The sequence below is a fragment of the Pseudoalteromonas sp. 10-33 genome, from assembly GCF_001469195.1.
Taxonomy (GTDB): Bacteria; Pseudomonadota; Gammaproteobacteria; order Enterobacterales; family Alteromonadaceae; genus Pseudoalteromonas.
Window position 1 is genome coordinate 160,103 of sequence record NZ_LOFI01000026.1, and the last position, 19,347, is coordinate 179,449.

Consider the following 19,347-nt stretch of genomic DNA (forward strand, 5'->3'; position numbering starts at 1 on the left):
TTAACTAGTATCAATATGCTTGCCAACTTTTTAAAAAACAAAATACACTTTATTTTCATTAAGTTAAACTAAATATACAAATTACTTTAGTTATTCATAATTATGAAATACACTAACAGTTAGTAAAAATGACCAAGACTTAGGGAATATGAGCCAATATCGCCAACAAGACAATTTACTAGGCCAATCAGACAGCTTTTTATCGGTGTTGGATCAAGTATCGCAACTCGCTAATTTAGATAAGCCGGTGCTTATTATTGGCGAACGAGGCACAGGTAAAGAGCTTATTGCTGCTCGCTTACATTTTTTATCTAAGCGTTGGGATCAAAACTACGTAAAGCTAAACTGTGCAGCCTTGAACGAAAACCTGCTCGAAAGCGAATTATTTGGTCATGAAAGCGGTGCATTTACCGGGGCCAGTAAACGCCACGAAGGCCGTTTTGAACGCGCTAACAGCGGTACGCTATTTTTGGATGAATTAGCAAATACATCTGCCATGGTACAAGAAAAGCTTCTTCGCGTTATAGAGTACGGTGAGTTTGAACGCGTTGGCGGTAAGCAAACTGTTAAAGTTGACACCCGCTTAGTATGCGCCACCAATGAAGACTTACCATATCTTGCAGAACAAGGTGAATTTAGAAGCGATTTGTTGGACCGATTAGCATTTGATGTAATTACCCTCCCTCCACTGCGTGAACGTCAAGACGATATTATGCTGCTTGCAGAGCAGTTTGCGATGAACATGGCACGCGATTTAGAGTGGGAGTTATTCAGTGGCTTTACCCGAAGCGCAACAGAAACACTTTTATCGTATGATTGGCCGGGAAATATTCGTGAGCTTAAAAATGTGGTTGAGCGTAGTTTGTATCGCCATGGCAGTGAACATATTCCCGTTCACCAGATTATTTTAGACCCATTCGAGAGTCCATTTAGGCCAAAAGCGCGTATTAAAGCCCCTATAACTCCACAGCATGTAAGTGCTGAGCCTATTTCTGTTGCCGCGCCTGTAAGTATTTCTGAGCAAAAAGTAGACGCTGATATTCAATTTCCTTGTAGCTTAAAAGAGCGCTCAAATGAGTTTGAAATAAATATGATTAATAAAGCGCTTGAGCACAGCCAATTTAATCAAAAGAAAACTGCAGAAGTACTTGGTTTAACGTATCATCAATTACGTGGGTATCTAAAAAAATACAATTTGTTGGATCAACAATAGTTAGAGGTTATGCGTGTGCATAAATTTTTACTTACTTTACTAGCCGTCACTTTAGTTGGCTGCTTAGATAGTGAAGAACGCGTTATTGAAGAAAAAAGCCAAGGCTTGGTATATTGCGCCGAAGCAAACCCTGTGTCGTTTAACCCACAAGTAACAACCACAGGCTCAACTATTGATATTATTGCAAATCAGCTTTACGACCGTTTAATAAGTATTGATCCGGTTACTGCAGAGTTTCAAAGTGAACTCGCTACAGATTGGAAAGTAAGTAAAGATGGTAAGTCTGTCACATTTACTTTACGACAAAACGTGCCGTTTCATACGACTGCGTACTTTACTCCTACACGCACATTTAATGCCGATGACGTTATTTTTACCTTTAGCCGATTATTTGACGTTTACAACCCTTATCATTTTGTGGGTGATGCAAGTTACCCTTATTTTCAAAGTGTAGGCGTTGATCAGCTCATCCGAAAAATTGTTCGCGTGTCTGACTACCAAGTCAGGTTTGAGTTATTTAATGCTGAAAGCAGCTTTTTAGCCAATATGGCAACCGATTTTGCGGTAGTTTTATCCGCAGAATATGCAATGAAGCGCAAAGCAGCCGAACAAGAAGGGTTATTTGATCAATACCCTGTAGGCACTGGTCCTTATATTTATCGTGAATATCGCCGAGATAATTTAGTCCGCTTTTACCGTAATCCTGATTATTGGAAACACAACGTCGCCCTTGAACAACTTGTTTACGATATTACCCCGAATGGCACAGCCCGAATCGCAAAACTACTTACTAAAGAGTGCGACTTAGCCGCTCATCCTAGTAGTGCTCAGTTGAGTATTTTAGCCCAGCGTGAAGATATTAATATTGAAAAAGAAACGAACCTTAATGTTGGTTATTGGGCTTTTAACACAGAACGCCCACCTTTTGACGATATTCGAGTTCGCAAGGCGCTTGCACATGCAATCGATACAGATAAAATAATGCAAGCAGTGTATTACGGCAACGGAACACGAGCCGAGTCGATGTTACCGCCCACGTCTTGGGCATTTGATGCCCAAACATCGATGCCATTGTTTGACCCCGATCTTGCCAAAAATTTGCTTGCAGAAGCAGGCTTAAAAGATGGGTTTGATATGAACATTTGGGCTATGCCGGTAAGCCGTATTTATAATCCAAATGCGCGTAAAATGGCTGAGCTAATGCAAAGTGATTTGCGCAAAATAGGCGTTAACGTAAATATTGTAGAGTACGAGTGGAATACGTTTATTCAACGCATTGGTGAGCACCGCCACGATAGCGTGTTACTTGGCTGGGCCGCAGACACGCCCGACCCAGATAATTTTTTTAGCCCTTTATTAAGTTGCTCTGCAACATTTAGTGGTAAAAACCCCGCTAATTGGTGCAACCCAAAATTTGATTTACTATTAGCGCAAGCACTCGATACCACCGATATATTAATGCGAAAAAAATATTATGCCGATGTGCAAGCGCTCATTATAGATGAATTACCCTTACTACCAATTGCTCATGGCCTGCGGTTTCAAGCAAGTAGTGCCGATGTTGAAGGCATAACACTTGGCCCATTTGGTGCTATTTCGTTAGCCAATGCGAGGAAAAAGTAATGATCCTTGATTATATTTTACGCCGCCTTGGTTTATTACTTTTTATGCTATTAATGCTAAGCATATTTACGTTTTCTCTTGCTTATTTATTCCCTGGAGATCCGTTAAGTAATTTAAGTGGTGTGCCAAGCAATAACTTCTCGCAAAATACTCAACTAGAAGATAAGTATCTATATAACAGCAATTACTTCAATCAATACATCGCTTTTTTGGGTCGTGTTTTTCAAGGCGATTGGGGCTTATCGTTTGCCTCTGGCGACAATGTGTTCTCGCATATTCTTGATCTATTACCGGCAACGCTAGAGCTTAGTGTTTATGCACTTATTGTGTCTATTTTTATTGGTGTGCCTGCAGGAATTTTAGGTTCAGCATATTACAATCGCTGGCCCGATAAGCTCATTAATTCAACGACTATTGTGGGCTATTCTATGCCTGTATTTTGGTTGGCTTTATTACTAATTATGATTTTTTCTCTCAAATTGGGGTGGTTTCCAATGTCGGGCAGAATGGGGCTTCTTTATGAAATTCCGCCAACTACTGGGTTTATGTTGATTGATATTGCGTTAGCAGGTTTTCCATATAAAGGCATGGCATTTACTGACGCATTACATCATTTAACATTACCAACCATAGTACTTGCCATGTACCCAACAACTGTACTTGTGCGTTTTACCCGAGAGTCAATGTTAAAAATAATGGATCAAAACTTCATAAAAACAGCGCGAGCAAAAGGGTTGAACCGACGTCAGTTAATTTTGCATCACGCGCTGCGTAACGCGCTTTTACCGGTCATAAAAAAAATTGGTTTGCAATTTAGTACATTGATTACGCTTGCTATGATCACCGAGGTCATTTTTTCATGGCCTGGTATTGGCCGCTGGTTAATAGACAGTATTTACCAACGAGATTTTCCTGCCATTCAAGGCGGCTTGATGGCTGTATCATTGTTTGTAATTTTAGCCACCATTGTAACCGAACTTCTTTACAGTTTATTCGACCCACTCTCACGGAACCAAGCCCATGGCAAAGTTTAAAGTATTTTCTGAAGAGTCGAATAAATCGCCACTTGCGCGATTTTGGCGAAAATTTAAAAACAACCACCCTGCCCTTGTTGGTTTATGGGTGTTTATAGCATTTGCCTTACTTGCTGCCAGTGCACCATTTTTAGCGCCTTATGGGGTAAACCAGCAGCACAGTGATGCACTACTTATTCCGCCTTCATGGCATGAAATGGGCGACGTGCGCTTTATTTTAGGAACAGACGATTTAGGGCGTGATGTGTTGTCGCGATTAATGAACGGCGCAACTTATACCTTTGGTTTATCCGTGGTCGCCGCGTTACTAACGACTATAATAGGCGTATTAGTCGGTACTTTTGCAGGCATTAGCCGTGGTATCCGTTCAAGCTTTTTAAATCACCTACTTGATATCACTCTTTCAATACCCTCATTGTTGTTAGCTATTATTATTATCGCAGTGCTTGGCCCTGGCTTAATGAATACCGTATGGGCAATTATTTTAGCGTTACTACCCCAGTTTATTCATTCAATCAGAAACCTAATAGTAGAAGAGCTGAGCAAAGACTATATCACCGCGTTTAAGCTCGACGGCGCTTCAAATTGGCATATTATATCTCGTGGTATTTTCCCCAACATTTACGAACATATTGTGGTTATTTTTACTATGGCACTGTCTACGGCCATACTAGATATTTCTGCGTTGGGTTTTTTAAAGCTCGGTGCACAACCTCCTACCACCGAGTGGGGGGCTATTCTGGCAGAAAATCTTGGCTTAATTTATTTGGCTCCTTGGACGGTTGCTTTGCCAGGGGTACTATTATTTTTAGCGGTATTATCAACCAATTTAGTAGGCGATGGACTTAGACAAGTGCTAAAAGAGCGTAAGGCCGATTAAATGCAATTACTTGATGTAAGAAACTTAACCATTGAACTGCGTACTTCAGAAACCGTTATAAGAGCGGTAGATAGGGTCAGCTTTAGTTTAAAAGAAGGTGAAGTACATGCGCTTGTAGGTGAATCTGGTTCAGGTAAAAGCCTTATAGCAAAAGCCATTGTTGGTGTTTTAAATGAACGCTGGAATATAACCGCTGACCGAATCCATTGGCGGGGTGTTGACTTAATGCGCCTAACTCCTGAACAACGCAGGCAAACTGTAAGCAAAGACATTGCGATGATCTACCAAGATCCAAGCCGGTGCCTAGACCCTACGGCGAAAATTTTTAATCAAATTGCTGAAACACTGCCAGAAGTTGCGCGCAAAGGGTTCTTTTTAAAACGTAATAGAGACCGAAAAGACCGAGTTAAGGCGCTTATTCACAAAGTTGGCATAAAAAATCATGAAGCCGTACTTGATAGCTACCCACACGAGCTCTCTGAAGGTGTGTGTCAAAAGGTAATGATTGCTATGGCGATTGCTCGCACACCTAAGCTTTTAATTGCTGACGAGCCTACTACAGCGCTAGAGAGTACAACTCGGGCACAAGTATTTAGATTATTAAAAAGTCTTAATCAGCTAAAAAATATGTCTATTTTAATGATTTCACATGAGCTTGAAGAAATTGCCGATTGGTCACATGGTATTCACGTTTTATATTGCGGCCAAATGGTTGAGGCAGGTCCTACCCATAAAATATTTAAGCAGCCTCGCCATCCTTATACCCAGGCCCTGTTAAAAAGCTTACCCGATTACGAACAAGGTTTGGCACATAAAGAACCTTTTTATGCACTTAAAGGCACTATCCCAACCTTACAACATTTACCAATTGGTTGTCGCCTTGGACCTCGCTGCCCACAAGCACAAAAAGAATGTGTGGTAACTCCTTCACTAACTAAACACAGTGGTCACAGCTATGCATGTCATTTTCCGCTCATAAAGGAGATGAAGTAATGCAACCTACTCTTAAGGTACAAGCGCTATCTAAAACATTTGATGTGCGAGCAGGTTTATTTAAACGGAAAAAGTTTGAAGTACTAAAAAATATTTCATTTTGTATTGGCAAAGGTGAAACCATTGCTGTAATTGGCGAAACCGGGTCGGGTAAAAGTACCCTCGCAAAACTCCTTGCTGGTGCAGATAATGCTAACTCAGGGCAAATATTATTAGAAGGCAATATAATCGAAGACAACGGTATTCGAGATAACCAATGTCGTCACATTAGAATGATTTTTCAAGACTCGGGAGCGTCGTTAAACCCTGGTCTCACTATTGGCGACATGCTTGATGATTGCTTGCAGTATAATACTGACTTTGATGAAGAAGAACGGGCAGAAAAAATAAATTCAACACTTTCTAAAGTGGGGTTATTAGTTGATCACCAACATTATTACCCGCATATGTTCAGCGTTGGTCAATTACAACGTGTGGCTTTTGCCAGAGCGCTTATTTTAGACCCTAAAGTAATGGTACTTGATGAAGCTGTATCATCATTAGACCCATCTATTCGTGCCCAAATAGTAAATTTATTACTTAAGTTACAACGTGAAACAGGTTTAACGTATGTCATGATCACCCACCACCTTAGTTTAGTACGCCATATTAGTGACCAAGTAATTGTGCTTGATAAAGGCGAAGTGGTTGAATATGGTTTAACCGAAAGTGTATTTAATAACCCTCAATCAAAAATAACACAGCGGCTATTAAGCTGTTAATGTAGTTTTTGTAATGTAAGTGCGTTTTAGAAGGGTCTTGTTATTAACTTTTGCTTTTTAACAAGGCCACTCCATGCTCAAACACACACTACTTAGCATTACTCCCCTACTGCTCTTATCTGCTTCTGCTATTGCCGATCCCCCTAACAAAGTTAAAAACTGGGTTGGCGGAATCGATCATTTAGGTTTAACAGTTTCAGATTTAGATTCATCTAAGGTGTTTTTTACTGATGTACTTGGTTTTAAAGTGATGGGAAATGATGCGACTTACCCTGCTTACTTTTTATCTAATAAAAAAACAATCGTTACATTGTGGCGAGTTAAGAATGATAAAAAACGTGTAGCGTTTAATCGATCAGATAATGTAGGCCTACACCATTTAGCACTCAGTGTTGAAAGTATTGAAAAGTTAAGCAAGCTGCACAAACACTTAAAAATGAAAAATAATATTACTATAGAATTTGCACTAGAGAATTTAGGTAAAGGCCCTGCGCAACACATGATGATAAGAGAGCCTAGCGGTAATCGTATTGAATTTATTGCGAGGCCTATCTAGCCCCATAAAATGATGAGTATTATTACGCAATGGTAAAAGCACATCCGAATTCAAAACAATAAAAAAGGCGCTCAAGGCGCCTTTTAAATAACTTAAATTAATTTATTCAGCAGCTTGCTCAACTACAGGTAAATTAAGCTCAGCTTTAGCTTTAAGCGACTCTATAAATACCATATAGTTTTTGTTCGCTTGTGCCATTGTAATACTTTGTTTAGCTTGTGGGTCAATGTCAGCGGTCACGGCAGCATCTGTTACTGAGTTAAGTGCAACAATGGCTGCATCACCGTTATTTAAATCAACAACATCAACCACTGCAGTATCTGCTGGGTGAGCCATTTTAAAGGCCTGAGTAACAATCGCAGGCGATACAGCAAAGCTTTGACGATTTAGTTGTGGCTCTTGACGAAGCGTTAAACTTTGTTCAGTAGCAATATCGTTCAAACTCTTACCCGACTGTAGCTCAGCAAACAAACTACGCGCTTTATTTTTTGCAAGCTCAGACGACTTTTCATTAACTAGGCGTGTTTTAATTTGCTCGCTTACTTCACTTAGCGGTTTAGTTGACGCTGGTTGATGCTCGTTTATGCGCACAATAACAATGTGCTCATCACCTAACTCAATAACCTCAGAGTTCACTTTGTCTTCCAGTAGATCAACTGATGTAAGAGCTGCAACTACAGCTGGAGTGTTTAGCGGCTCAGGTAAGGCGTTTAATGCTAAAAGAGGAGTTGACTTAACTTCTAGTTCAGCAACTTCTGCTGCATCATCTAAACGGTCTGAAATTTCAAACGCAATTGCACCCATTTCTGTTTGCTTATCGTAAAACGCGTCTATTTTCTCGGCACGCTCTAGTTCAGCGCGTAGATCAGCTTTCACGTCATCAAATGCTTTAACTTGCTGTGGCTGAATATCAGTAAGTTTAATGATGTGGTAACCAAATTCTGATGTAACCACTTCTGAAAAGTCGCCTTTCGCTTCAAGTGAAAATGCTGCGTCTTCAAATGCTGGGTCCATTACATCACGTTCAATCCAATCAAGATCGCCGCCCATCTCAGCGCTAACGATGTCATCAGATGAAGATTCTGCTAGCTGTGCAAAGTCAGCACCTTGTTGAAGTTCAGCGTAAAGAGCATCGACTTTTGCTTTTGCAGCATCATCGTCTTCACTGTTATCTATTAAAATATGCGATACACGGCGTTTTTCAGGCTCAACATATTGTGCCTTATTTTGCTCGTAGTATGCTTTAACATCTTCTTCCATAACCGAAGCAACCGTGATGTTCTCAGCTTTTAGTTCAACATAATTTACAGAAATAAGCTCTGGTGATAAAAACTGTGATGCGTTTAGGTCGTAGTAATCTGAAACTTCTTGCTCTGATACTTCAATACTCGCTGCAAGCGCTTCTTTATTTATTACTAAATAATCAATGCTACGAGTTTGTTGTTGAAGAGCAATAGCACTTTTAAGTTCGCTTTCAAGCGCAAAGTCTGTGCCTGCAACCGCAGATACTAGTTGGCTACGCGTCATGTCTTCGCGAAGATACTCACGAAATGTATCCGGTTGGAAGTTCATTTGGCGAATTACTTGTAAATAACGATCGTTATTAAATTTATCACCAAGTTGGAAATAAGGTAATTCTAAAATTGTTTTACGAACTGTGTCATCGCTTACGCGAAGGCCTAATTCTGCCGCTAGCTGTGATTGCAATTCTTGTTGTACTAAGCGGTCAATTACACCTTGACGAATTTGTGCCATATAATTTGGATCTGCAGCAATTTGTGTAAAGTACTCACCAAATTGTTGCTCTAATCGATTACGTTCGTTTTGATACGCACGGTTAAATTCCGTTTGGCTAATTTTAACTCCGTTTACTTCAGCAACAGGTTGTTCCGTGGTTTGACCTAGGTAACTACCGATCCCTGCTAAAGCAAAAGATAAAATCACCGCGCCTAAAATTATTTTGGCTACAGGTCCTTGCGAACCTTCTCTGATTTTCTCAAGCATTTGTTTATCTCTTTTTGATCAAGGTTTAATACCTTGTCACATGTAAAAAAAGCGTATCTTACCAGATACGCTTTTTCACTTGAAGTAACTAGCGGTAAAGTTACCCAATTCAACGGTTAGGCTGATTAAGTAACTTTACTTTCGCCATAACTAATCTGTTTAAAAAAATGATTAGTTTACTGCGTCTTTAAGCGCTTTACCGGCTTTGAAAGCTGGAATGTTTGCAGCAGCAATTTGAATAGTTTCACCAGTTTGTGGGTTACGGCCAGCTCGTGCAGCACGTTCACGCACTGAGAAAGTACCAAAACCAACAAGTGCAACTGAATCGCCGTCTTTTAGCGCACCAGATACAGATTCGATGAATGAATCAAGTGCACGACCTGCAGCCGCTTTAGAAATGTCAGCGTCAGCTGCGATTTGATCGATTAATTGAGATTTATTCACAATATCATCCTCTTTCATTGTTATTATCAAGAGCGATGGTTTTTTAAACTAACATCACTTTTTTGAAAATTTTAGAGCAAACTTGTAATGCTCACATGATTATATTTTTCTTGAGCCTAGGCCACATAAGGCCTAGGCTTGAAAACCAGTGCTTAACTTATCATACCGTTTAGATTTGAAAAGCCCTAAAAAGCACTTTTTTTGCGTTTTTTACTGCTTTTTTTCTGTTTCGACTGAAAAACTCTCAACAGGATGCACTAAAGCAAGCTTCAGTACTTCATCAATCCATGTAACGGGGTGAATATCAAGACCTGCAAGCACATTCTCAGGTATCTCTTTTAAGTCACGCTCGTTAATTTTTGGAATAATAACGGTTTTTATTCCACCACGGTGTGCCGCGAGTAATTTCTCTTTTAAACCACCAATAGGCAAAACTTCACCACGAAGCGTTATTTCGCCAGTCATAGCAACATCAGCTTTAACTGGGTTACCTGTTAAGCTCGACACCAGACCAGTCACCATGGCTGCCCCCGCACTTGGACCATCTTTTGGTGTTGCACCTTCAGGTACGTGAACGTGTATGTCGCGTTTTTCGTAAAAATCGCTATTAATACGGAATGTATCAGCACGATTACGCACAACGGTCATTGCTGCTTGAATCGACTCTTGCATTACATCGCCAAGTGAACCCGTGTAAGTCAGTTTACCTTTACCTGGCACGGCAGCACATTCGATGGTTAGCAAATCACCACCAACCTCGGTCCAAGCAAGACCCGTAACTTGACCAATACGATCACCGTCTTCTGCTTTACCATAGTCAAAACGTTGTACGCCTAAATACTCTTCTAAGTTATCTTGATTGATGGTCACCGTTTTGGTGTCTTTTTCAATTAAAATATTTTTAACTGCCTTACGACACAGCTTAGAAATTTCTCGCTCTAGATTACGCACACCGGCTTCACGGGTGTAATAACGAATAATGCCGATAATGGCACTGTCGTCTATTTCAATCTCATGCTCTTTTAAGCCGTTACGCTTTACTTGCTTTGTGATCAGGTGCTCTTTGGCGATATTAAGCTTTTCATCTTCGGTGTAACCTGACAAACGAATAACTTCCATACGGTCTAAAAGAGGACCCGGGATGTTAAAGCTATTTGAAGTAGCTACAAACATAACATCCGATAAATCAAAATCGACCTCTAAGTAGTGATCAGCAAAATGACTGTTTTGTTCAGGATCGAGCACTTCTAGCAATGCTGAAGCCGGATCGCCGCGCATGTCTGAAGACATTTTGTCAATTTCATCTAATAAAAATAATGGGTTTTTAACCCCCACTTTTGTCATATTTTGAATCAACTTACCTGGCATAGAACCAATGTAAGTTCGACGGTGGCCACGAATTTCGGCTTCATCACGAACACCACCAAGTGCCATACGAATATATTTACGTCCAGTGGAGCGCGCAATAGACTGACCAAGTGATGTTTTACCAACACCAGGAGGACCAACTAAACACAGAATAGGACCTTTAAGCTTGTTGGTACGTTGTTGTACCGCGAGGTACTCTAAAATGCGTTCTTTAACTTTATCGAGGCCATGGTGCTCACTGTCTAGTATTTTTTGTGCACCAGCCAAATCTTTTTTAACTTTTGAACGTTTTTTCCATGGCACATTGATTAATGTATCGATGTAAGAACGCACAACCGTTGCCTCAGCAGACATTGGCGACATCATCTTAAGTTTATTAAGTTCTGTCGTGGCTTTTTCTTGCGCTTCTGATGACATGCCCGATTCTTCAATACGCTTTTTCAGCGCTTCAAACTCATCAGGAACATCATCAAGCTCGCCAAGCTCTTTTTGAATAGCTTTCATTTGCTCATTGAGGTAATACTCACGCTGAGATTTTTCCATCTGCTTTTTAACGCGGGTACGGATTTTTTTCTCAACTTGTAATAAGTCGATTTCACCTTCCATAAGCGCCATTAAGTATTCCAAACGCTCTGTCACGCTTGAAATTTCTAGCACCTTTTGTTTTTCAGGTACTTTTAAAGGCATGTGCGCAGCCATTGTATCAGCGAGGCGCGCAGGTTCATCAATACCTGATACCGAAGTGAGTACTTCCGGTGGAATTTTTTTATTGAGCTTTACGTAACCTTCAAATTGGCTAATTGCGCTTCGAATAAATACATCTTGCTCTTGTTCATCAATTAAATCAGATTCAATGAATTGAGCATTGGCAACAAAAAAATCATCATTATCAACAAAATCTTTGATCTCAGCGCGCTGGGTGCCTTCTACCAACACCTTCACTGTCCCGTCAGGAAGTTTTAATAATTGAAGTACAGTGGCAATAGTACCAATGCGATAAATATCATCCTGCTCTGGTTCGTCTACAGTTGCATCTTTTTGTGCAACCAAGAAAATTTGTTTGTCTTTGTCCATTGCCGCTTCTAGGCATTTTATTGATTTTTCACGGCCTACAAAAAGCGGGATCACCATGTGTGGGTACACCACAACATCGCGCAGTGCTAGCACTGGGATTTCGACTTGGTCGGTTCTCTCAAGCGTCATTATATTTCTCTTCGCACTTCATTTATTTAAAAGATTACTCAAGTATATGGGGATAACCACATTAAAGTTCAACAATTTTCCCCGACTCGTTTAAATTAATTATAAAAAAAGGAGCCTTAGGCTCCTTTTTAATGTAAATAGCTTAAAAACTATTCAGATGCAGCTTTATCTTGATTATTATTTTCATATATCAAGATTGGGTCTGACTCACCTTTAATTACCGTTTCGTCAATCACCACTTTACTCACATCGTCCATAGATGGAAGTTCGTACATGGTATCCAATAAAATACCTTCTACGATTGAACGCAGACCACGTGCGCCCGTTTTACGTACCATGGCTTTGTGAGCAATCGCAGATAAAGCATCATCACGGAACTCAAGCTCTACATCTTCCATACCAAACAATACTGAGAACTGCTTAGTTATAGCATTTTTAGGCTCACTTAGAATTTGTACCAAAGCGGCTTCATCTAGCTCTGTTAGTGTAGCTACTACTGGTAAACGGCCAATAAATTCAGGTATTAAACCGTATTTTACTAAATCTTCAGGTTCTACGTCTTTAAACGTTTCGCTTAAAGACCGTGCCTCTGCAGACTCTTTAACACTAACACCAAAGCCAATACCTGTATTTTTATGGCTACGTTGCTCAATTACTTTATCAAGCCCTGAGAACGCACCACCACAGATAAACAATATTTTAGAAGTGTCTACTTGCAAAAATTCTTGCTGTGGATGTTTACGCCCACCTTGTGGCGGAACAGAAGCAATCGTCCCCTCAATCAGCTTGAGTAATGCTTGTTGCACACCTTCACCCGATACATCACGCGTGATTGATGGGTTATCTGACTTACGAGAAATTTTATCTATTTCATCAATGTACACAATGCCACGCTGTGCTTTTTCCACATCGTAATCACATTTTTGCAATAGTTTTTGAATAATGTTTTCTACATCCTCACCTACGTAACCTGCTTCAGTAAGTGTTGTTGCATCAGCCATTGTGAATGGTACATCAAGTAAACGAGCTAACGTCTCAGCTAATAATGTTTTACCACTACCAGTTGGGCCTATTAGCAAAATATTACTTTTACTAAGCTCGATATCTTGCTTGGTTGATTGATTACGTAAACGTTTATAATGGTTATAAACAGCAACAGACAATACTTTTTTTGCATGGTCTTGGCCAATTACGTAGTCGTCTAGGTGTTTACGAATTTCTTTTGGAACAGGTAGTTTATCAGACGAGTCATGCTTAGGAGCAATGTCTTTGATCTCTTCCCTGATAATATCGTTACACAACTCTACACATTCATCACAAACGTATACTGAAGGGCCTGCAATTAATTTGCGTACTTCGTGCTGGCTCTTGCCACAAAAAGAGCAGTATAACAATTTATTACTTTTGTCGCCGTCTGTAGGAGTGTCAGACATTCAGCTACCTCATCTTATTACGTTGGCCACCAAAATTGATGGTGGCTATTTCAATACGCTTAACTATAACAAAATTTATTGTTTTTCGCATAGTAACTAAAAGTGATTAACAGGTCCCCTGCTCATCAAGCGCTTACTTTTTATCGCGATTTGCAAATACTGAGTCAACTAAGCCGTACTCTACCGCTTCTGACGCGCTCATGAAATTGTCACGATCAGTATCTTTTGAAATCACATCTAACGGCTGACCAGTATGTTCTGCCATTAAGCGATTTAGCTTATCTTTTATAGATAGTATTTCTTTAGCATGTATTTCAAAGTCAGAAGCTTGACCTTGGAAACCACCTAAAGGTTGGTGAATCATTACGCGTGAGTTAGGTAAACAAAAACGTTTACCTTTAGCGCCAGCTGTAAGCAAAAATGCGCCCATGCTTGCTGCTTGTCCTACACAAATGGTGCTTACATCAGGCTTGATGAAGTTCATTGTGTCGTAAATTGCCATACCTGCAGTTACTGAACCACCCGGTGAATTTATGTATAGAAATATATCTTTATCAGGGTTCTCTGATTCTAAAAACAGCATTTGCGCTAAAATCAGGTTTGCCATGTTGTCTTCAACTTGGCCTGTTAAAAAAATAATACGCTCTTTTAAAAGTCTCGAATAAATATCATACGAGCGCTCACCTTTTGGTGTTTGCTCAACAACCATAGGGACCAATGCATTTAGGGGATCTGTAATACCAGTATTCATACTTATTTAATTCCTTATGCGCTTATACTTATCCTTATTATAAGGAAGCATAGTTATCGTTTTTCGCAAATTAAGAGCCAAAAACTAAAAATGGCCCGGGCACGCTGTTTAAACAGTGTAACACGAGCCATTTAATCGTTAGCGAGAGCTTAAGTCAATGACTTATTAAGCACCTTGCTGCGGATTCATGATGTCATCAAACGCTTTTTCAACGTCAGAAACATTTGCTTTAGCTAAAATAGCTTCAACAGCTTGCTCTTCCATTGCAACATTACGCATTTGTTGCATAAGTTGATCATTTGCTTTGTAGTATTCTACTACTTCAGTTGGATCTTCGTATGCAGAAGCAACTGTAGCGATTAATGCTTCAACTTTAGCATCATCAACTTTGATGTCGTTAGCTTTGATCACTTCACCTAATAAAAGGCCAGTTTTAACACGCGTTACAGCTTGCTCATGGAACAATTCAGCAGGAAGCTCAGGCATGTTTTTAGCGTCGCCACCAAAACGTTGAGCAGCTTGCTGACGTAGTGCGTCAACTTCTTGATCAACAAGTGCTTTTGGCACTTCAATTTCGTTATTTTCTAAAAGACCTTTAATTGCTTGGTCTTTAACGTTAGCTTTAACCGCTTGGTCAAGTTCACGCGTCATGTTCTTTTTAACTTCTTCTTTAAGCGCGTCTACGCCGCCTTCGGTAACACCGAATTTAGTTGCAAACTCTTCGCTTAATTCAGGAAGTTCTTGTGCTTCAACTTTTTTCACTGTGATAGTGAATTGAGCTGCTTTACCTTTAAGGTTTTCAGCATGGTAATCTTCAGGGAATGTTACATCTGCAACAACTTCTTCACCTGCTTTTTTACCAACAATATTATCTTCAAAACCTGGGATCATACGACCTTGGCCAAGCTCTAATGGGAAGTCATCAGCTTTACCGCCTTCAAATACTTCACCGTCGATAGTACCTACAAAATCAACTGTTACACGGTCACTTTCGCCAGCAGCTGTGTCAACTTCAGCCCATGCTGCGTGTTGCTTACGAAGAGTTTCTAGCATGTTTGCTAAGTCTTCGTCAGTTACTGTTACCGCTGGTTTTTCAACAGCAATTTTGTCTAAACCTTGAACTTCAACTTCAGGGTAAACTTCAAATGTAGCTGAGAATTCTAAATCTTTACCTGCTTCAAGTGATTTAGGAGCGAATGAAGGCGCGCCAGCAGGGTTAATTTTTTCAGCAACGATTGCTTCAATGTAGTTACGTTGCATTACTTCGCCAGCAACTTCTTGACGAACTGCAGCGCCAAAACGCTTGTTAATTACAGATACAGGTACTTTACCAGCACGGAAACCATCTATACGCTGTGTTTTTGACAGTTGTTGTAGGCGTTTTTTTACTTCGGTCTCAACGTTCTCTGCAGGAACGGTGATAGTTATACGGCGCTCAAGGCCTTGGGTCGTCTCAACAGAAACTTGCATGATTTACCTCAATATTCAATTTTGGCGACTGTTCGCCTTCCTTACAAACAAAGTGATCTGCATGAGTCTTGATAAAGTTTAAGTGATTTTTCACACTTAAAAGCATCCGTCGCTACCATGAGATACCATTGCTGCTTTGCCCTTAGGGCACTATGTTAAACAATAGACGCGGCATTATAACCTAATATTTATGATAGTCGAGTATGGGGGGCAATTATTTGGGATAGATTGGGTACTACAGCACCTAACCGAGTAAAAAACAGGCTAACTATTGTTTTCAGATGTTTAAGTGAGTTTTATTTATTGTAATAGTGAAATAGATTTTAAAAAATATAGAGGAGTTATCGATAAGAAAATGGTCGGCGATGCAGGATTTGAACCTGCGACCCCTTGGACCCAAACCAAGTGCGCTACCAAACTGCGCTAATCGCCGACATTGAAGGCTAAGCTTCTTTTTTCATACTGAACAATTAAACTGAGTGTTTAAAACCACTTTGAGAAAGTGGTCGGCGATGCAGGATTTGAACCTGCGACCCCTTGGACCCAAACCAAGTGCGCTACCAAACTGCGCTAATCGCCGATATTCTTGTAAATGGGGTGACTGATGGGGCTCGAACCCACGACAACCGGAATCACAATCCGGGGCTCTACCAACTGAGCTACAATCACCGCTATATTTACGTGTTTTCAAATGGCGCACCCAGAAGGATTCGAACCTTCGACCGACGCCTTAGAAGGGCGTTGCTCTATCCAGCTGAGCTATGGGCGCATCGAAAACTTCATAGTTTACCAATAAGCTATTCGATTATAATTAAATTATAAAAAAATGGTCGGCGATGCAGGATTTGAACCTGCGACCCCTTGGACCCAAACCAAGTGCGCTACCAAACTGCGCTAATCGCCGTTACTTACTATTATCTAAGAGTGACCTCGTTGACAACGGGGTGCATAATAGTGATTTGACGGGGTTAGGTCAAACGTTTTTTTAAGAAAACAAATCAAGTGGTCATTTTTAGCCCACAATGGCTAAATATTATAATAGAAGACTGAAATTTAAACTATTTAATTACTCTAGTACTATATAGATGAAAAGCAACTTGGCGCTGCAATGCTTTTCTGCGAAAATAGCGCAGGTAATATTAAATGAAAAAATAAAGTTATTATTATCTTTATAAGCGTATACCCCCTTTTTATTATGCGTTCATTTTTAAAGTATCGGTATCTAGTTAATTAACCCCAATTAAAGGTCACCCATGACGGCAAACATCATTGATGGTAAAGCAATCGCAAAACAAGTACGTAGTACAGTTGCACAACGCGTAAGTGAACGCGTCTCTAAAGGATTACGCGCCCCCGGACTTGCAGTAGTACTTGTAGGACTTGATCCAGCAAGTCAAGTTTACGTTGGTTCAAAGCGTAAAGCCTGTGAAGAAGTTGGTTTCATTTCAAAATCATTTGATTTACCTGCAGACACAAAAGAAGATGCTCTTTTAAGTTTAATTGATGAGCTAAATAATGACGCAGAAGTAGATGGTATTTTAGTGCAGTTACCTCTACCTGGCGGGCTAGACGCAGAGAAAATTTTAGAGCGCATTACACCACACAAAGACGTTGATGGCTTTCACCCTTACAATATAGGTCGTTTAGCACAGCGTATGCCTGCGCTTCGTCCTTGTACGCCAAAAGGGATTATTACTTTACTCGATTCTACCGGTGTCCGTTATAAAGGTATGCATGCGGTTGTGGTTGGCGCATCCAATATTGTAGGGCGCCCTATGTCGCTCGAATTATTACTAGCAGGTTGTACAACAACGGTATGTCATAAATTTACACAAGATTTAGAAACACATGTTCGCCGTGCTGACTTGCTTGTAGTAGCTGTAGGTAAGCCTGAGTTTATCCCTGGAGATTGGGTAAAAGAAGGCGCCATTGTTATTGATGTAGGCATAAACCGTTTAGATACAGGTAAACTAGTTGGCGACGTTGAATACAGCGTTGCGGAGCAAAAAGCTCACTTTATTACTCCTGTTCCAGGCGGGGTAGGCCCAATGACGGTGGCTAGCTTAATTGAAAATACATTAGAAGCATGCGAAAAATATCATAGCTAAATATAATTCAAACAAAAAAGGGTTGCCATTAGGCAACCCTTTTTATTGCAAGCGAGTAGTCTTAAGCCTTACGCCACGTTGTTTTACCCGCCGAGTCTTCAAGTATTACACCTAAGGCATTAAGCGCATCACGGGCTTCATCAGCCGCCGCCCAATTTTTATTGGCACGGGCATCGTTACGTTTTACAATTAACGCTTCAATTGTTGCAACCTCATTGTCGTCTTGTCCACCTTGTAAAAACGCTTCTGGCGCTTGTTGTGCGACGCCTAGCACTTCGCCTAGGGTGCGTAATATAAACGCGAGTTGACCTGCATATGTGATATCGCTTTCTTTTACGCGATTTAACTCTTTTGCCAGCTCAAACATAACAGGTAAAGCCTCTGGAGTATTAAAATCATCGTCCATCGCTTTTCTGAATTTGGCAACAAACTCATTACCCTCAAGCTCACACTCGATTGGTTTAACGTCACGTAAAGCGGTATAAATACGTTCAAGTGATGAACGAGCCTGGTCTAAGTTCTCTTGCGAGTAATTAAGTTGGCTGCGGTAATGACCTGATATTAAAAAGTAGCGAACCGACTCAGGGTCGTACTCTTTTAGCACATCGCGAACAGTAAAAAAATTATCTAACGATTTAGACATTTTTTCTTTATTTACTTGTACCATGCCAGTGTGGATCCACGTATTTACGTATTTACCATTATTTGCACAGCACGATTGAGCAATTTCGTTTTCATGGTGCGGAAACTGTAAATCAGAACCCCCACCATGAATATCAAAATGTTCACCTAAATGTTTAGAGCTCATTGCCGAACATTCAATATGCCAACCTGGACGTCCTTCTCCCCATGGAGATGACCACGATGGTTCACCGGCTTTGGCTTTTTTCCATAAAACAAAGTCCAATGGGTCGTCTTTATCTTGAGCCACTTCAACACGCGAACCCGATTGCAGCATACTTAAATCTTGTTGAGAAAGCGCACCGTATTGCTCAAACGTTGATACATCAAATAACACGTCCCCATCGGCTGCAACATAAGCATGTCCTTTTGCTATTAAGCGCTCAACCATTTCAATAATTTCATCCATGTGCCCTGTTACTGTTGGCTCTACATCAGGGCGCAGCATGTTTAGGCTGTCAAAATCTTCATGCATGGCTTTAGTCATGCGAAGTGTTAAATCATTTATTGACTCGCCATTTTCATTAGCACGCTTAATAATTTTATCGTCTACGTCGGTAATATTACGCACGTACTTTAAATTGTAACCAATATGACGAAGGTAACGAACAATGACGTCAAACCCAACAAATGTACGCGCATGACCAATATGACAGTAATCGTAAATGGTGATACCACACACGTACATGTCGATTTTACCATCGACCATGGGGTTAAATTGTTCTTTTTGTCGTGTTAGTGTGTTGTATATTTGTACCATTTAGTTGGTGTCCTTCACTATTATCAAGAAAATGTATGTTACCACTTGAAAAGCATGGGCTCTAG

15 protein-coding genes and 5 tRNA genes are annotated in these 19,347 nt (G+C 40.4%); 8 read left to right on the forward strand and 12 right to left on the reverse strand.

Annotation, left to right across the window (positions count from 1 at the left end):
* Positions 1 to 148 precede the first annotated feature (148 nt).
* The 7 genes from pspF (at position 149) to ATS76_RS16160 (ending at position 7,060) form a co-directional block, all read left to right on the forward strand.
* Complete coding sequence (gene pspF / locus ATS76_RS16130; RefSeq protein ID WP_058552885.1) at positions 149 to 1,213, forward strand: phage shock protein operon transcriptional activator; 1,065 nt, start codon at positions 149 to 151, stop codon at positions 1,211 to 1,213.
* Positions 1,214 to 1,228: 15 nt separating this feature from the next.
* A complete protein-coding gene (locus tag ATS76_RS16135) occupies positions 1,229 to 2,836 on the forward strand; it encodes an ABC transporter substrate-binding protein (RefSeq protein WP_058552943.1) in 1,608 nt (535 codons plus the stop codon).
* Positions 2,836 to 3,870, forward strand: coding sequence for an ABC transporter permease (locus ATS76_RS16140; RefSeq protein ID WP_058552886.1), 1,035 nt, complete (start codon positions 2,836 to 2,838; stop codon positions 3,868 to 3,870). Before ATS76_RS16135 ends, ATS76_RS16140 begins: the two co-directional genes overlap by 1 nt.
* Positions 3,857 to 4,750, forward strand: a complete 894-nt coding sequence (locus tag ATS76_RS16145; protein ID WP_058405724.1) for an ABC transporter permease subunit — start codon at positions 3,857 to 3,859, stop codon at positions 4,748 to 4,750. Before ATS76_RS16140 ends, ATS76_RS16145 begins: the two co-directional genes overlap by 14 nt.
* Complete coding sequence (locus ATS76_RS16150) at positions 4,751 to 5,743, forward strand: peptide ABC transporter ATP-binding protein (RefSeq protein WP_058552887.1); 993 nt, start codon at positions 4,751 to 4,753, stop codon at positions 5,741 to 5,743.
* On the forward strand, positions 5,743 to 6,504 hold the full coding sequence (locus ATS76_RS16155; RefSeq protein ID WP_058552888.1) for an ATP-binding cassette domain-containing protein: 762 nt from the start codon (positions 5,743 to 5,745) through the stop codon (positions 6,502 to 6,504). The genes ATS76_RS16150 and ATS76_RS16155 overlap by 1 nt, the downstream gene beginning before the upstream one ends.
* Before the next feature lie 73 nt (positions 6,505 to 6,577).
* A complete protein-coding gene (locus ATS76_RS16160) occupies positions 6,578 to 7,060 on the forward strand; it encodes a VOC family protein (RefSeq protein WP_058552889.1) in 483 nt (160 codons plus the stop codon).
* A 102-nt stretch (positions 7,061 to 7,162) separates the two neighbouring features.
* Here ATS76_RS16160 and ATS76_RS16165 read toward each other — a convergent pair whose 3' ends face one another.
* The 11 genes from ATS76_RS16165 to ATS76_RS16215 all read right to left on the reverse strand — a co-directional run bounded on the left by ATS76_RS16165 (position 7,163) and on the right by ATS76_RS16215 (position 16,637).
* On the reverse strand, positions 7,163 to 9,064 hold the full coding sequence (locus ATS76_RS16165; protein ID WP_058552890.1) for a SurA N-terminal domain-containing protein: 1,902 nt from the start codon (positions 9,062 to 9,064) through the stop codon (positions 7,163 to 7,165).
* A gap of 171 nt (positions 9,065 to 9,235) precedes the next feature.
* A complete protein-coding gene (locus tag ATS76_RS16170; protein WP_157849304.1) occupies positions 9,236 to 9,526 on the reverse strand; it encodes an HU family DNA-binding protein in 291 nt (96 codons plus the stop codon).
* A gap of 192 nt (positions 9,527 to 9,718) precedes the next feature.
* Positions 9,719 to 12,079 carry an endopeptidase La gene (gene lon / locus ATS76_RS16175; RefSeq protein ID WP_058405729.1) on the reverse strand — a complete coding sequence of 787 codons (2,361 nt, stop codon included), beginning with the start codon at positions 12,077 to 12,079 and terminating at the stop codon, positions 9,719 to 9,721.
* 149 nt (positions 12,080 to 12,228) lie between these two features.
* Positions 12,229 to 13,512, reverse strand: a complete 1,284-nt coding sequence (gene clpX, locus ATS76_RS16180) for an ATP-dependent protease ATP-binding subunit ClpX (protein WP_058405730.1) — start codon at positions 13,510 to 13,512, stop codon at positions 12,229 to 12,231.
* Positions 13,513 to 13,645: 133 nt separating this feature from the next.
* Positions 13,646 to 14,263: an ATP-dependent Clp endopeptidase proteolytic subunit ClpP gene (clpP, locus tag ATS76_RS16185; RefSeq protein WP_008126622.1), complete on the reverse strand. Its 618-nt coding sequence runs from the start codon at positions 14,261 to 14,263 to the stop codon at positions 13,646 to 13,648.
* A gap of 165 nt (positions 14,264 to 14,428) precedes the next feature.
* Entirely contained in the window at positions 14,429 to 15,733 is a 1,305-nt protein-coding gene (tig, locus tag ATS76_RS16190; protein ID WP_058552891.1) for a trigger factor, read from the reverse strand.
* 356 nt (positions 15,734 to 16,089) lie between these two features.
* Positions 16,090 to 16,166: transfer RNA gene (locus tag ATS76_RS16195), tRNA-Pro, on the reverse strand.
* A 70-nt stretch (positions 16,167 to 16,236) separates the two neighbouring features.
* A tRNA-Pro gene (locus ATS76_RS16200) sits at positions 16,237 to 16,313 on the reverse strand.
* 13 nt (positions 16,314 to 16,326) lie between these two features.
* A tRNA-His gene (locus ATS76_RS16205) sits at positions 16,327 to 16,402 on the reverse strand.
* Positions 16,403 to 16,425: 23 nt separating this feature from the next.
* Positions 16,426 to 16,502, reverse strand: a tRNA-Arg gene (locus ATS76_RS16210).
* Between the two features lie 58 nt (positions 16,503 to 16,560).
* A tRNA-Pro gene (locus ATS76_RS16215) sits at positions 16,561 to 16,637 on the reverse strand.
* A gap of 349 nt (positions 16,638 to 16,986) precedes the next feature.
* On the opposite strand from ATS76_RS16215, the gene folD reads away from it, so the two are divergent.
* On the forward strand, positions 16,987 to 17,841 hold the full coding sequence (gene folD / locus ATS76_RS16220; RefSeq protein WP_058552892.1) for a bifunctional methylenetetrahydrofolate dehydrogenase/methenyltetrahydrofolate cyclohydrolase FolD: 855 nt from the start codon (positions 16,987 to 16,989) through the stop codon (positions 17,839 to 17,841).
* A gap of 61 nt (positions 17,842 to 17,902) precedes the next feature.
* Here folD and cysS read toward each other — a convergent pair whose 3' ends face one another.
* On the reverse strand, positions 17,903 to 19,282 hold the full coding sequence (cysS, locus tag ATS76_RS16225) for a cysteine--tRNA ligase (RefSeq protein WP_058552893.1): 1,380 nt from the start codon (positions 19,280 to 19,282) through the stop codon (positions 17,903 to 17,905).
* Positions 19,283 to 19,347 lie beyond the last annotated feature (65 nt).

Bases quoted from the DNA above. Each gene is read 5' to 3' on its own strand.
- ATS76_RS16155 (WP_058552888.1), top strand. From the start codon at position 5,743: ATGCAACCTACTCTTAAGGTACAAGCGCTATCTAAAACATTTGATGTG.
- ATS76_RS16170 (WP_157849304.1), bottom strand. From the start codon at position 9,526: ATGAAAGAGGATGATATTGTGAATAAATCTCAATTAATCGATCAAATC.
- folD (WP_058552892.1), top strand. From the start codon at position 16,987: ATGACGGCAAACATCATTGATGGTAAAGCAATCGCAAAACAAGTACGT.
- cysS (WP_058552893.1), bottom strand. From the start codon at position 19,282: ATGGTACAAATATACAACACACTAACACGACAAAAAGAACAATTTAAC.
- pspF (WP_058552885.1), top strand. From the start codon at position 149: ATGAGCCAATATCGCCAACAAGACAATTTACTAGGCCAATCAGACAGC.
- lon (WP_058405729.1), bottom strand. From the start codon at position 12,079: ATGACGCTTGAGAGAACCGACCAAGTCGAAATCCCAGTGCTAGCACTG.
- ATS76_RS16165 (WP_058552890.1), bottom strand. From the start codon at position 9,064: ATGCTTGAGAAAATCAGAGAAGGTTCGCAAGGACCTGTAGCCAAAATA.
- ATS76_RS16140 (WP_058552886.1), top strand. From the start codon at position 2,836: ATGATCCTTGATTATATTTTACGCCGCCTTGGTTTATTACTTTTTATG.
- ATS76_RS16145 (WP_058405724.1), top strand. From the start codon at position 3,857: ATGGCAAAGTTTAAAGTATTTTCTGAAGAGTCGAATAAATCGCCACTT.
- clpP (WP_008126622.1), bottom strand. From the start codon at position 14,263: ATGAATACTGGTATTACAGATCCCCTAAATGCATTGGTCCCTATGGTT.
- ATS76_RS16150 (WP_058552887.1), top strand. From the start codon at position 4,751: ATGCAATTACTTGATGTAAGAAACTTAACCATTGAACTGCGTACTTCA.
- tig (WP_058552891.1), bottom strand. From the start codon at position 15,733: ATGCAAGTTTCTGTTGAGACGACCCAAGGCCTTGAGCGCCGTATAACT.
- clpX (WP_058405730.1), bottom strand. From the start codon at position 13,512: ATGTCTGACACTCCTACAGACGGCGACAAAAGTAATAAATTGTTATAC.
- ATS76_RS16160 (WP_058552889.1), top strand. From the start codon at position 6,578: ATGCTCAAACACACACTACTTAGCATTACTCCCCTACTGCTCTTATCT.